Annotated in this window: 13 protein-coding genes; 10 read left to right on the forward strand and 3 right to left on the reverse strand. The window is 35.4% G+C overall.

What is annotated here, in order from left to right:
* Window positions 1-150 precede the first annotated feature (150 nt).
* From ACO05K_RS20050 to ACO05K_RS20080, 7 genes are all read left to right on the forward strand, one after another.
* Window positions 151-2,964 carry a TonB-dependent receptor gene (locus ACO05K_RS20050; RefSeq protein WP_421946173.1) on the forward strand — a complete coding sequence of 938 codons (2,814 nt, stop codon included), beginning with the start codon at window positions 151-153 and terminating at the stop codon, window positions 2,962-2,964.
* Between the two features lie 92 nt (window positions 2,965-3,056).
* Window positions 3,057-3,515, forward strand: coding sequence for a hypothetical protein (locus ACO05K_RS20055; RefSeq protein WP_421946174.1), 459 nt, complete (start codon window positions 3,057-3,059; stop codon window positions 3,513-3,515).
* A gap of 496 nt (window positions 3,516-4,011) precedes the next feature.
* Window positions 4,012-4,425, forward strand: a complete 414-nt coding sequence (gene rpsL / locus ACO05K_RS20060; RefSeq protein ID WP_010599925.1) for a 30S ribosomal protein S12 — start codon at window positions 4,012-4,014, stop codon at window positions 4,423-4,425.
* A 17-nt stretch (window positions 4,426-4,442) separates the two neighbouring features.
* A complete protein-coding gene (gene rpsG / locus ACO05K_RS20065) occupies window positions 4,443-4,910 on the forward strand; it encodes a 30S ribosomal protein S7 (protein WP_029278632.1) in 468 nt (155 codons plus the stop codon).
* 135 nt (window positions 4,911-5,045) lie between these two features.
* Complete coding sequence (gene fusA / locus ACO05K_RS20070) at window positions 5,046-7,160, forward strand: elongation factor G (protein ID WP_421946175.1); 2,115 nt, start codon at window positions 5,046-5,048, stop codon at window positions 7,158-7,160.
* A 150-nt stretch (window positions 7,161-7,310) separates the two neighbouring features.
* Window positions 7,311-7,616 (forward strand): 30S ribosomal protein S10, encoded by a 306-nt coding sequence (gene rpsJ / locus ACO05K_RS20075; RefSeq protein ID WP_008244591.1) that lies wholly within the window; start codon window positions 7,311-7,313, stop codon window positions 7,614-7,616.
* A gap of 63 nt (window positions 7,617-7,679) precedes the next feature.
* Window positions 7,680-7,964, forward strand: coding sequence for a hypothetical protein (locus ACO05K_RS20080; protein ID WP_421946176.1), 285 nt, complete (start codon window positions 7,680-7,682; stop codon window positions 7,962-7,964).
* Between the two features lie 7 nt (window positions 7,965-7,971).
* On the opposite strand, the gene ACO05K_RS20085 is transcribed toward ACO05K_RS20080, so the two are convergent.
* The gene (locus ACO05K_RS20085; protein WP_421946177.1) at window positions 7,972-8,625 is read right to left on the reverse strand and encodes a response regulator; all 654 of its coding nucleotides are present in this window, start codon (window positions 8,623-8,625) and stop codon (window positions 7,972-7,974) included.
* 250 nt (window positions 8,626-8,875) lie between these two features.
* Between ACO05K_RS20085 and ACO05K_RS20090 the strand changes: the two genes are divergently transcribed.
* Entirely contained in the window at window positions 8,876-9,145 is a 270-nt protein-coding gene (locus ACO05K_RS20090) for a hypothetical protein (protein WP_421946178.1), read from the forward strand.
* A 68-nt stretch (window positions 9,146-9,213) separates the two neighbouring features.
* On the opposite strand, the gene ACO05K_RS20095 is transcribed toward ACO05K_RS20090, so the two are convergent.
* Entirely contained in the window at window positions 9,214-9,408 is a 195-nt protein-coding gene (locus ACO05K_RS20095) for a YtxH domain-containing protein (protein WP_421946179.1), read from the reverse strand.
* Window positions 9,409-9,418: 10 nt separating this feature from the next.
* Window positions 9,419-9,808: a hypothetical protein gene (locus ACO05K_RS20100; protein ID WP_421946180.1), complete on the reverse strand. Its 390-nt coding sequence runs from the start codon at window positions 9,806-9,808 to the stop codon at window positions 9,419-9,421.
* A 152-nt stretch (window positions 9,809-9,960) separates the two neighbouring features.
* Here ACO05K_RS20100 and ACO05K_RS20105 point away from each other — a divergent pair, with 152 nt between their 5' ends.
* Both ACO05K_RS20105 and ACO05K_RS20110 read left to right on the forward strand, forming a co-directional pair.
* Window positions 9,961-11,304 carry a deoxyguanosinetriphosphate triphosphohydrolase gene (locus ACO05K_RS20105; protein ID WP_421946181.1) on the forward strand — a complete coding sequence of 448 codons (1,344 nt, stop codon included), beginning with the start codon at window positions 9,961-9,963 and terminating at the stop codon, window positions 11,302-11,304.
* 241 nt (window positions 11,305-11,545) lie between these two features.
* Window positions 11,546-13,846: a hypothetical protein gene (locus ACO05K_RS20110; protein WP_421946182.1), complete on the forward strand. Its 2,301-nt coding sequence runs from the start codon at window positions 11,546-11,548 to the stop codon at window positions 13,844-13,846.
* The last annotated feature ends 5 nt before the right edge of the window (window positions 13,847-13,851 follow it).

The raw sequence follows: 13,851 nt of genomic DNA on the forward strand, positions 1-13,851 counted from the left end.
TTGTTAAAAAGAAAAACCTCGACAAGTGCCGAGGTTTTTCTTTTTTAAAATAATTTATAAAATGTGTCACGTTTTTAAATTTTTGGTGTCTTGTGGTTGTTAATGGATTAGAAATTCATCATCAAACCAAACAAAAATTTAAAAACATCTATGAAAACTTATTTATTCCTTATACTATGCTTGTTATCTACGAAGGTCTTCGCACAGCAAACGGGTAACATTACGGGTAAAATTATCGACGAAAAAACAACTCAACCTTTAGAATACGCTGGAGTAATCCTGACCAGTAAAAAAGATTCTACAAAAAAGGTCGGAGTAGTTTCGAATGCACTCGGGGAATTTGTTTTTAAAGATGTAGCAAACGGAGAATACAGTTATAGAATTTCGGTAATTGGTTTTAATCCTATCGAGAAAAATATAACAGTAACTGGTAAAAATTTAAGCCTTGGTAATTTCAAAATGAAAGAAGATGCAATTCTGCTAAAAGATGTTTCTGTAAATGGAAGAATTGCAACTGCAACAGTAAAAAAGGATACTGTAGAATTTAATGCCGATGCTTACAAAACACAACCAAATGCTGCGGTTGAAGATTTGCTGAAAAAATTGCCAGGTGTTACTATTGATAAGGATGGAAGTATTTTAGTTCAGGGGCAAAAAGTTACCAGGTTAACTGTTGATGGAAAAGATTTCTTTGGCACCGACCCGAAAACTGCAACCAAAAACTTGCCTGCAGATGTTATTGCTAAAGTACAGTTAATAGATAGTAAAACACTCGAGGCAAAGGCAACAGGAATTGATGATGGACAGCGAGAGAAAGTTTTAAACTTAACTATTAAGGAAGATAAAAAGAATGGTTGGTTTGGTAATGCAAATCTATCGGGCGGTACAACTGATAGGTATAGCAGTTATTTGAGTGCAAATCATTTTACCAAAAAGATGCAATTCGCATTATTGGGGATGAGCAACAACATTAGCAATGCAAGTTTTCAATACGAAGATTTAAATAGTTTTACTAGTGGAAATATCGGGAATATCTTTGCACCTCCTGGCGGCGGCGGTTTTTCTATCAATGTAAATAATGGGCGTACAACTATTGGTGGTTCTGGTGTTTTTGATAATAACGCTATCGGAGAAGTAACCACTCATAGCGGCGGTTTAAATTTTAGCAACAGCTGGGGCAAAAAAGACAAACTAACACTAAGCAGTAGCTATTTTACTTATTTTAGTAAGGGTTTGGGGAATCGTTTTTCTAACGTTCAAGATATTAATCAGGATGATGTGTTAAGAACAAACGAAATATCAAACCGAAATTCTGATAACCAGGCGCACCGCTTTAACTTTAAGGTAGAATATCATCCTGATTCGCTGACCGATATAACCGTTCGCTCAAACGCTATCTTAAATTATACCGATAACATTAACAGTCGCAATTTTAATTCAGATTTTGATTTAACCGGAAAAGTAAATGATGGTAATCAGTATTTGAATCAACGAAATTCTACTCCGGCCTTTTTTGGTGAGCTTTCTGCAACTCGTCGTTTAAAAAAGGGTTCGTTAATTATTGGTTTAAATGGCACGCAAAATACTTTTAACTCAAATTGGTTAAATAAATCACTAATAAATAACTACAACGCCGGTATTGTAGATGTAACCGACTTAAATCAACAGGCGGAGCAAGAAAATAAATCGAAAAATTATAGTGTTGCCATTAATTACATCAGGCCAATTATTGATAAAAAACTGAATAGCAATATTGCATATATTCGCAATGAAGGCAGGGTAGATGCCCAACAACTAACCTTAAGTTATAATCCTTTAAATAATACTTACGATACTGTTGTGCCAGATTTTTCTAATACACTGGAAAACAAAACATGGAGCCAAACCGCAAGATTGGGTTTAATCTATAACCGTACAGAATGGACTTATAATTTCGGATTGGGTTTTCAGGAAACGGGTTTAGATGCAACAACCTTTAGTAGTGCAGGTTTAAATACAAATAATATCGACAAGAAATATTACAATATTCTGCCTCGATTAAATGTAAGTTTTAGAAATAAAAATAAACATACACTGCAGTTAAATTACAATGCAAATGTGAACCTGCCATCGGTAAATGATTTGCAGCCTGTTCAAAATAACAGTAATCCACTGTACCAACGTGTTGGAAATCCTAATTTGGAGGCTCGTAAAAGTCATCGTATGTCGGTAAATTTTAACACTTTCAGTGCCGATAACAATAAATACTGGAACGGATATTTTCTGGTTAATTATGCTTTGGATGATATTGGCAATGATATTAATTACGTTAACGGAGTTCAATATGTTCAGCCGGTAAATGTTGATGGCAACTATTATATTAATGCTGGTACATTTATGGGGCAGCCCACTAAAATTAAAGGGTTAAGAATGGGATATGGATTAAATCTGTCGCTTTCTCATAATTCATCATTTATTAATAGCGAAAAGAATATAACGGATAGATATAATTTTGGTCCGAATGCGAACTTTAGCTACGATTTGGCCGATAAACTTAATGCCGGGCTTTATCTGGGCGTTCAATACAGCAGAGTAAATAATTCGCAGCCTAGCGCACTTGATAATAAATTTTTCAACTTTTTTAATAGTGCGAGTTTGAGCTATGAGTTTATTAAAAACACTCGACTTAATGCAGAGTTAAACCATAATGGTGCAGCTGGTAGAGCCGATGGCTTTAATAATAATGTATTTCTTTTAAATGCAGGTTTGGAGCAATATTTTATGCAACGCAGAATTACGTTAGCTTTAAAAGGATTCGATATTCTTAATCAAAATACAAACATAGATAGAACGGTAAACGGAAGTAGGATAGAGGATATTCGCTTTAATAGCATTACGAGATATTTTTACGTATCGTTAAATTACAAAATAACTAAAGTTGGTTCTAAAAGCGAGAGAAGTAACCCGAGAAATACGGTTAACTAAAATTAATTAAGTTTTAATCTGCAAGACTATTAAGGTTTTGCAGATTTTTATTTATAGATAAACTTTATATTTGAGGAATATCTAACCAACCTATGAAAAAAAATATACTATTAATCTTAACGGTTTTTGGTGCATTACTTTTTTCGAACTGTAAAAAGAGTAAAAACGATGATTTGAATAACATTAGTTATGGTACATCTTTTGGAATGTGCGGAGGCTATTGTTCGCAAAGTATTTTAATTAGCGATTCTAAACTTAGTTTTTCGAAAAGCAAAAATGGTGCAGTACCAGATACTAAAACTTGTTCGAAAAGCATTTCTGAAGCCGAAGTAAATTCAATTAAGGATTTATTGAACACCAACCAAATTTCCAATTTACCAGAAGTTATTGGCTGCCCGGATTGTGCTGATGGCGGAGCAGAATGGGTTTCGGTAACGGTTAATGGTAAAAAGTATAAGATTACTTACGATTTTGGTAAACCGCCTAAAGAATTAGAAGCTGCGGTTGCAAAATTGAAAGTTCTTAAAGATGGTTTTAAAGATTGTAATTGATGTGAACTTAGAGTTATTTTATTTGCCAACTTGATGTGGCTAGCTTCAATTGTTGAAGGTATTTGCCACCTAAACCCGATATACGCGTAAAGCCGCCGATTTTTCTTCGGCGCTTGAAGCATTAGCGGGGCCGAACCCTATAAAAGAATTACTGCGATTGCTTTTCAAAATAAAATATTAGACCGATTAAGATGCTGAAATAAATTCAGCATGACGATTCTATTAGATTTCCTTACCGGTTGGTGTCTCAACAACCAGATGCTAAAATAGCTTATCGATTAGATGCTGAAATAAATCCGGCAAGACGAGACTACTACTTTAAAAACAAAACTCCTTAACCTTCAACTTAAAACTTATTACTTACTACGTAAAACTTTTTCTCCTAACCCCTTGATTTATAAAAAGAATTGTTCTACTTTTGCAGTCCGTTTTATGGGCTATCTGTAAGGATGCCGGGGGAGCGGTAAATAATTAAATAAAAAATTAAAAAAGCACAATGCCAACCATTCAACAATTAGTTAGAAAAGGTAGAGTAGCACTGGAGTTCAAGAGTAAGTCTCCAGCGTTGGACAGCTGTCCACAGCGAAGAGGTGTATGTACACGTGTGTACACCACTACCCCTAAAAAACCAAACTCAGCAATGCGTAAAGTAGCCCGTGTTCGTTTAACGAACGGTAAAGAGGTTAATGCATACATTCCTGGAGAAGGTCACAACTTACAAGAGCACTCAATCGTATTGATTCGTGGTGGTCGTGTTAAAGATTTACCGGGTGTACGTTATCACATCATCCGTGGTGCATTAGATACATCAGGTGTTGCTGGTCGTAACCAACGTCGTTCGAAATATGGTACTAAACGTCCTAAACCAGGTCAAGCAGCTGCTGCACCTGCAAAAGGAAAGAAAAAATAATCGGGAGGAAATAAGAAATGAGAAAGTCAAAACCAAAGAAGAGAATTATTCTTCCTGATCCAAAATTTAACGATGTTCAAGTAACTCGTTTTGTAAATAACATGATGTACGATGGAAAAAAATCTATCGCTTATTCTATTTTTTACGATGCTGTTGAAATTGCTGAGAAAAAAGCAGGTGAAAACGGTTTAGAGATATTCAAACGTGCTTTAACTAACATTATGCCAGCTGTAGAGGTTAAATCTCGTCGTGTTGGTGGTGCTAACTTCCAGGTTCCAACTGAAGTTAGACCAGAACGTAAAACAGCTCTAGGTATGAAATGGTTAATTTTATACGCTCGTAAACGTGGTGAAAAAACCATGAAAGAGAAATTAGCTGGCGAAATCGTTGCTGCTGCTAAAGGTGAAGGTGCTGCTGTTAAGAAGAAAGAAGATACGCATAAAATGGCTGAGGCTAACAAAGCGTTCTCTCACTTCCGTTTCTAGTAGTTTATTTACAAATTAGTAAGATTACACAGATTTAATTAGAAGATTATACTGATTAGATAAATTACACCGATTTGTTGCTTTAACATAATCGGTGTAATCATTTAAAATCAGATAAATCAACAAAAAAATATAATGGCAAGAGATTTAAAATTTACAAGAAATATCGGAATCGCGGCTCACATTGATGCAGGTAAAACTACAACAACTGAGCGTATTCTTTATTATGCTGGTGTAAGTCATAAAATTGGTGAGGTGCACGAAGGTGCTGCAACAATGGACTGGATGGCACAAGAGCAAGAGCGTGGTATCACAATTACTTCTGCTGCAACAACTGTTGAGTGGAAATACAGAAACCAAGCTTACCATATGAACATTATCGATACACCAGGACACGTGGATTTTACCGTTGAGGTAAACCGTTCGTTACGTGTATTAGATGGTTTAGTGTTCTTGTTTTCTGCAGTTGATGGTGTTGAGCCTCAATCAGAAACTAACTGGCGTTTAGCTAACAACTATAATGTTGCTCGTATTGGTTTCGTTAACAAAATGGACCGTTCTGGAGCTGACTTCTTAAAAGTTGTTAAACAAGTTAAAGATATGTTAGGTAGTAATGCAGTTCCTTTGCAATTACCTATCGGTTCTGAAGATCAATTTAAAGGTGTGGTTGATTTAATTAACAACCGTGGTATTGTTTGGAATGAGCATGATAAAGGTATGACCTTTACTGAAGTGCCTATCCCAGATGATATGATTGACGAGGTTGCTGAGTGGAGAGAAAAATTATTAGAATCAGTTGCTGATTATGATGAGTCTCTAATGGAGAAATTCTTCGATGCACCTGAAACTATTACTGAACGTGAAGTTTTAGATGCTTTACGTGCTGCTGTTTTAGACGCTAAAATCGTTCCTATGGTTTGTGGTTCATCTTTCAAAAACAAAGGTGTTCAAACCATGTTGGATTACGTAATGGAATTATTGCCTTCTCCTTTAGATTCTGAAGGTGTTACAGGTACTAACCCAGATACTGGTGCTGAAGTTTTATTAAAACCAAGCATTAACGAGCCATTTGCAGCTTTAGCATTTAAAATTGCAACTGACCCATTCGTAGGTCGTTTATGTTTCATCCGTGTTTACTCGGGTAACTTAGATGCTGGTTCTTACGTTTACAATACTCGTTCAGAAAGTAAAGAACGTATTTCTCGTATCTTCCAAATGCACGCTAACAAGCAGAACCCAGTTCCTAATGTAGCTGCTGGTGATATTGCTGCGGTTGTTGGATTTAAAGATATCAAAACTGGTGATACACTATGTGATGAGAAAAACCCAATCATTTTAGAATCTATGAACTTCCCTGAGCCGGTTATCGGTTTAGCTATTGAGCCTAAAACTCAAGCTGACGTTGATAAATTAGGTATGGGCTTAGCTAAATTAGCTGAAGAAGATCCAACATTCAGAGTACAAACAGACCAAGAAACTGGTCAAACTGTAATTTCTGGTATGGGTGAGCTTCACTTAGATATCTTAATTGACCGTTTAAAACGTGAGTTTAAAGTAGAGGTTAACCAAGGTGCACCACAAGTAGCTTATAAAGAAGCTATTTTCGGTACAACTCAACACCGCGAAACTTATAAAAAACAATCTGGTGGTCGTGGTAAATTTGCCGATATCCAGGTTATTATTTCTCCAATCGATGCTGATTTCGAAAAAGGTGGTTTACAGTTTGTAAACGAAATTACAGGTGGTTCAATTCCACGTGAATTTATTCCTTCTGTAGAAAAAGGTTTTGCATCTGCAATGACGAATGGTGTGTTAGCAGGTTATCCACTTCCTGATATGAAAGTACGTTTGATTGATGGTTCATTCCACGCAGTCGATTCAGATGCTTTATCATTCGAGCTTGCTGCTCGTATGGCATATCGTGAGGCATTACCTAAATGTAAGCCAACTTTGATGGAGCCAATCATGAAAATCGAAATCTTAACTCCTGAAGAAAACATGGGTGATGTTATCGGTGATATGAACCGTCGTCGTGGTCAGTTATTAGGTATGGATACACGTAACGGATCTCAAGTAATTAAAGCAACTGTGCCTCTTTCTGAAATGTTTGGTTATGTAACTCAGTTACGTACTATCACTTCAGGTCGTGCAACTTCTACAATGGAATTTGACCACTACGAAGCTGCTCCTAAAAACGTACAGGATGAAGTAATTGCTAAATCAAAAGGCAGAATTAAATCTGAAGATTAGTATTAAGATAAAGAAATAAGGAGCAAGGATAAAAGACGTAATGTTTAGGCATTATAATCCTTTAATCCTTGTTCTTTCATCCTTAATCAAGAAGATAAATCCGATTTCTGTTGTTAATAGCTCTAACAGGAAATCATAATTAAAAACAAGATGAGCCAAAGAATCAGAATTAAATTAAAATCTTACGATTACAACTTAGTAGATAAATCTGCTGAGAAAATCGTAAAAACTGTTAAGCCTACGGGTGCAGTTGTAAGTGGTCCAATTCCACTTCCTACAGAGAAAAAAATCTTTACTGTTTTACGTTCTCCACACGTAAACAAAAAAGCGAGAGAGCAATTTCAATTATGTGCTTACAAACGCTTATTAGATATTTATAGCTCTAACTCTAAAACAGTTGATGCTTTAATGAAACTTGAATTACCTAGCGGTGTTGAAGTTGAAATCAAAGTTTAATTGATTTTAAAAGAACTAAAAGCCTTCGATGTAAATCGAGGGCTTTTTTTATGCTTCGATTTTTTGAAACAAAAGCCAATTAGTTTAGGTTTAGCTTATATGAGTAAGCAAGAAAAGAAGCACGAAAATTTACCTGTTGAAGGACAAGACTTCGCTGAGCCGAAGGATGAGCTAAAAGAGAAACCTTCATCACACGGAGAAGTAGCAAATCAAAAAGATGGCGATTTCTCGGATTTAGAAGAAAGCAGGATGGAAAATCCTCCTAAAAAAAGAGATACTAACGGATCGGATAAAGACGATGTAGATGATTTATCAGGAAATGTTGACCAGGAAAAGGGCGTTTCGTAATAATGTATTAATCAATAATTTTATTGCGTACAACAAAATTTATTAAAGCTGCGGTATTTTTAGTTCCGGTTTTGTCGAGTAAATTTTGTCTGTTGCCTTCAATAGTTCTTTTACTAGTAAATAATTTATCGGCAATTTCACTATTTGTAAATCCTTGAGCAATAAGATTAAGTATTTCAATCTCTCTCTTTGAAATATCTACATCTAACTTTATTTTTTGTGAATATGGATTACTACTTGCTAGTGCTAATAGGTTAAGAGAAATACCTGTGCATATGTATTTATATTCTTTAGTAATTTGCTTTATTGCAAAAATAATTTCATCAATATTAACATTCTTAAGTAAATAACCGTGAGCGCCAGCGTTTAAAGCTTGATTTACATGGTTCTCATCATCAAGCATTGTTAATACCAAAGTTTTAATTTGCGGATAGTTGGTTTTTAATGTTGAAATAAGCTCGATACCATTCATATCGGGCATATTAATGTCTGTTAGTATAACATCTGGCGCAACTCCTGATTCTAACAGGCTTAAAACTTCTTCTCCATTTTTTGCTTCGGCTATAATCTTTATGTCTTCTTCTTTTTCTAAGAGAGCAACAATTCCATTTCTAACAATGGTATGATCCTCAGCAAGTAATACTTTAATATGATTTTTCAATTTCGGTTTGCAAAAACTAGTTAGTTCAATTTCAAATATCGAAATATTTTAAAACGTAAAAGTCCGTGTTTGTACTTCAAATTATTGTATTAATACGTATTAATAATCGTTTATCTAACTAAACATAAAAATCATCATTTTGTTTAACCTTGATTTTGCTCTTTTTAATCATTTTCAACGATAAAAGATTATAAACCTTTTAAAATTTTGATTGTTATAATGATAGCTTACCTATCAAAAAAGAAATAAAATGAATACTAATCAAGAAGACCAAGATATAAACAAAAATGAGCCCGGTAATACTGATAATAAGTCGGGATTATCTGGAGATTTAGATAATGATACATATGGTCATAGTTCAGACCCAGATGCATTTAAAAAGAAAAATGCACCAGAACATACTATAGAGGAAAATGTAGATGCTTCTAGCAAATTAAAAGATGAAAATATTATAGAAAATGATGATTTGTCTACAAGAAACAAGTCTGAAGAGAAGGGATTGAAGGGTAAGGAACAATAATTATACAGGGTATTTCCCTTGTATAATTATTGTAAATCGATTATGCGAATATTGAAAAACCTTATAGCTTAATACAAACCATTTGTTTGGTTCAAGTCTTGTTTAACCTTCTCTCCAAATTTCTTTGCTTTTTCAATGTAGTCAGGTGCCTGTTCTTTCAAATCATCAATTATTGATTTTCCATCCACAACTCTTTTTTTAGTTGCGTAATTATACCCGTAAACAGCTGCTGCTCCAAGTATTACATATTTTAGTAAGCTCATTTTTTTTATATTAAATTCCAGTATTTAAAACGTCATCTTCATCACGTTGCTTTAAGTTGTTTTTGTTCGTTGTATCAAAATCTTCAGATGAACTACCCGTTCCACTTTCGGCGCTTTTTATGGTTGGGTTTTTATCCTTGCTATTGTAAGCGTCATCGCTTAACGAATCTGCCCCTTGAGTTCCGGTATTGTCTAAACCATCTTTTGCTGTAATTTTATCTCCGTTTGCCATTTTTCTGGCAGCAATTTCCGATATAGGTTCTTTACCAAATGAGGTTACCTCGTTGCCTTCATTTCCTTTTTCATAAGCTTTTTGAACATCAGATTTGTTTTTAGTTTCGTCAGTATTTCCAACAAAACCTTCTAGATGTTCTTCTTTATTATATATGCTAGTTTTCATAACGCGATACTCTAAGTTTAAAGAACAGGTAAAAACTCAAATGGTTTTTGTTTTATTTGCTTTCATACATAGGTAAATACGTTAATCCATTTAAAATCTTCGTTATCATTTTTCAGTTTTGCTTAACTTGGCGCTCAAATAAATTTTAATTCATGGAGTGGAGTAAGTTACTTTCGAATAAACGTTTTGGTCAGGAACAGTATGGTGCTAGCACAGATAGGGCTCGGTCTGATTTTCAACGTGATTACGATAGGTTAATTTTTTCCTCACCTTTTAGAAGGTTGCAAAACAAAACACAGGTTTTCCCTTTGCCCGGAAGTGTATTTGTTCATAACCGTTTAACGCATAGTTTAGAAGTAGCAAGCGTTGCCCGTTCTATGGCTAATCTTTTTCTAAGTACTTTAGAAGATAAGAACCCTGAGTTAATTAAAAATGTTCCACTTATTAACGAGGTTGGAAATATTGTTGCAGCAGCATCTTTAGCCCACGATTTGGGTAATCCAGCTTTTGGACATTCAGGAGAAGCTGCAATTTCAAGATATTTCACCGATGGTGATGGCAAAGCATATCAAAAGGATATGAATGAATCGCAATGGCACGACTTAATTAATTTTGAAGGTAATGCAAATGCAATTAGAATTTTAACTCATCCATTAAAAGGAAAAGGAAACGATGCTTATGCTTTAACTTATTCAACTTTAGCTTCCATCGCAAAATATCCTTGTGCATCAATTGCAGGAAAACAAAAGGGCCTATTGCATAGAAAAAAGTATGGATTTTTTCAATCTGAAGAAGATAGCTTTATAAAAATTGCTTCAGAATTAGGAATGGAAAAAGAGAAAAGTGAATTTTTAATTTATAAGCGCCATCCGTTGGTTTATTTGGTAGAAGCGGCAGATGATATTTGCTATAGCATTATCGATTTAGAAGATGCGCATAGGTTAAAAATTTTATCATACGAAGAAGTAAAGAATTTTTTAATGCCATTTGCAAATTCGAAAACGATAGAAGATAGGCTTAAAAATGATTATGAAGATGATGATGCGAAAATTGGGTTATTGAGGGCAAAAGCAATTAATACTTTAACAACAACTTGTGCTGGCATATTTTACGCTGAGCAGGAAAATCTTTTAAATGGAACTTTAAATAAAAGTTTAACCGATTTATTGCCTGAGCCATATATTACCGCATGGAAGGCAGTAGAAAAAATATCGATAGAAAGAATTTATAATTTCTCTTCGGTTATTCAGAAAGAGGTTGCAGGCTATAAAATAATGGCTGGTTTGTTGGAAGAGTTTGTTCCGGCTTTAATTCATAACAATACGCATTACTATCAAAAATTGGTGAAGTTGATTCCTAAGCAATACCATACAGATAAGATAGATATTTATTCCAGAACTCAAAGTGTTCTTGATTTCGTTTCAGGAATGACAGATTTATACGCAGTGGATTTGTACCGAAATATTAAAGGAATATCTTTCCCATCAGAGACATAACGTTTTTATTCCTTTGGGGAATGTTTAGGTAATTATTTCTAATCAAATTTTAATTCAAAATGCACGTTTGTGTAAAAAAATAATTTTATCACCTCTGTTTTTTTAGTTTTTAACGGCTTTTTTGGTAAAAATTTCTGGTTTTGTGTAAACATCTCTATGCAGGTTATACTAATTGTTAGATTTGAGAGTTAAGCTGTGCCATCATCCGCATGGTTTTCTATAAAGATCACATTCCCGTTAAATGAAAAGAAATTTACTAATCGCTTTGCTATTAATTGGCATGGCATTTTCTGTTAAGGCACAAACACCTCAGCAATTCAACTACCAAGGTGCTGCCAGAAATACAAATGGTACACCATTAGCAAATAAAAACATAGCATTAAGAATTAGTATACTTGATGCATCAGCAACTGGCACTCCACAATATACCGAAGTAAGAAATGTTGTAACCAATGCCTTTGGTTTGTATAGTGTAATTATTGGCAGTACTGGTGCTACATCTACCACAGGAACAATAGCCGCCGTAACTTGGGGAACCGGCTTAAAATTTATTAAGGTTGAGATTGATCCTGATAATGGCAATAATTTTGTTTTGGCCGGAACGGCTCAGCTTCTCAGCGTTCCTTATGCATTGTATTCTGCAAATGGACCAACTGGTGCCAAAGGCGATACAGGTGCAACGGGAGCTATCGGTCCACAAGGGGCTACAGGCCCGGCTGGACCGCAAGGAAGCCAAGGTATAAAAGGTGATATAGGAGCTACGGGTCCACAAGGTAGTATAGGTTTAACAGGTCCTGCGGGACCAACTGGAGCAACAGGTAGTGCTGGAGCAGTTGGCGCACAAGGCCCTATCGGTTTAACAGGCCCTGCCGGACCAACTGGTGCAACCGGATCAACGGGTGTACAAGGTGCTACAGGCGCTACTGGTGTGCAAGGACCGATTGGTTTAACTGGAGCTACTGGCGCTCAGGGAACAGCAGGTGTTGCTGGAGTTAAGGGAGACAAAGGTGATAAAGGAGACGATGGTATACAAGGACCAGTTGGCCCGTCTACTGGTGTTGCGGGAGGCGATTTAACGGGTAACTATCCAAATCCAACAATAGCTAATCTTCAAGGAAAAACTTTAACTGCACCGAATCCAATAAATAATCAGGTTTTAATGTTCGATGGTACCACCTGGAAACCTGTAACGTTAGACGTAAATAATATTACTGGAGGAAAAGCTTTAAGTTCAACCGATTTGAGTATTGATGCAAACGGAGCATCAGCTTTGCTTAAAGATGTTGTTGTAAATATTAATAGCGGAGCAGTTACTACGATAAAATTGGCGGATGGAGCTGTAACTACACCGAAACTTGCTGATGCAGCTGTTACCTCTATAAAAATTGGCAATAAAGAAATTAAAACTGTAAATATTGATGATTCAGCTGTTGGTACGCTTCAACTTGCAAATGCTTCTGTATCTGTAGCTAAGTTAACTACTGCAGGCGTAACAGATGCCAATAAGGTTTACATCACCAATACAACTACTGGTGTGCCAGAATTAATTAGTAGAACTACTTTTGTTAATTCATCAGGTTGGGCATTAAGAGGAAATACAGGTAATCAAGATAATGTAACTAACCTATTAGGAAATACAGATGATGTTGCCATTAACTTTACAATAAATGGGCAGAAATCTGGTAGAATAGGTAATTCATTAGATTTAAATGTTTCATACGGTTACAGAACCATAACAAATAATATTACCGGATATTACAACAGTGCTTTTGGTAAAGAATCTCTTTCCTTAAATAACTCTGGTTATGAAAATAGTTCTTTTGGTTATTTGGCAATGCAAAGGAACATGAGTGGCTTTAATAATTCTGCATTTGGTTCGCAGGCATTATTGATAAATACATCAGGTTCTGATAATACTGCAATTGGTACAAATTCGTTAATCAGAAATGTTAGTGGAACAGGTAACACAGGTATTGGTAGTACTACATTAACATTCAATACTGGAAATAACAATACAGCAGTCGGTCACTCGGCAGGTGCGGCAATAACCACCGGAAGCGGGAATATTTTAATCGGCAGTAATGCAGGTAGCGCACTTACAACTACTAGTAATACTTTAGTTATTGCAAACACCAATACTGCATTACCATTAGTTTCCGGACAGTTTGCAACCAATGGTGGTACACTAACTTTAAATAATGGCTTGGGTGTTGCAACTTCAGCTCCATCAACAACAAGTACGTTAAATATCAATGGCTCATTTGCAACTGGTATTTTAAGATATACAACAGGAGGAAGTTTAACCTTAAATGAGAGTCATCATTCGGTTAGAATTCTTGGGGCATTGGCTACATCGATTACGTTACCCGCTGCTGCTGATGCTAAAGGCAGAGTTTATAGAATTATAAATGGTTCTGCTGCTGCTTTAAGTTTTGTAACTGCTGTGGTAAATCCTGATGGAACTGCGATTGCAGCGCCGGCGATTAATCAAGTTATTACAATTCAAAGTGACGGAACAGATTGGGTAAAAATTTCACAGTAATCGCT

It is taken from the genome of Pedobacter sp., assembly GCF_965227205.1.
Taxonomy (GTDB): domain Bacteria; phylum Bacteroidota; class Bacteroidia; order Sphingobacteriales; family Sphingobacteriaceae; genus Pedobacter.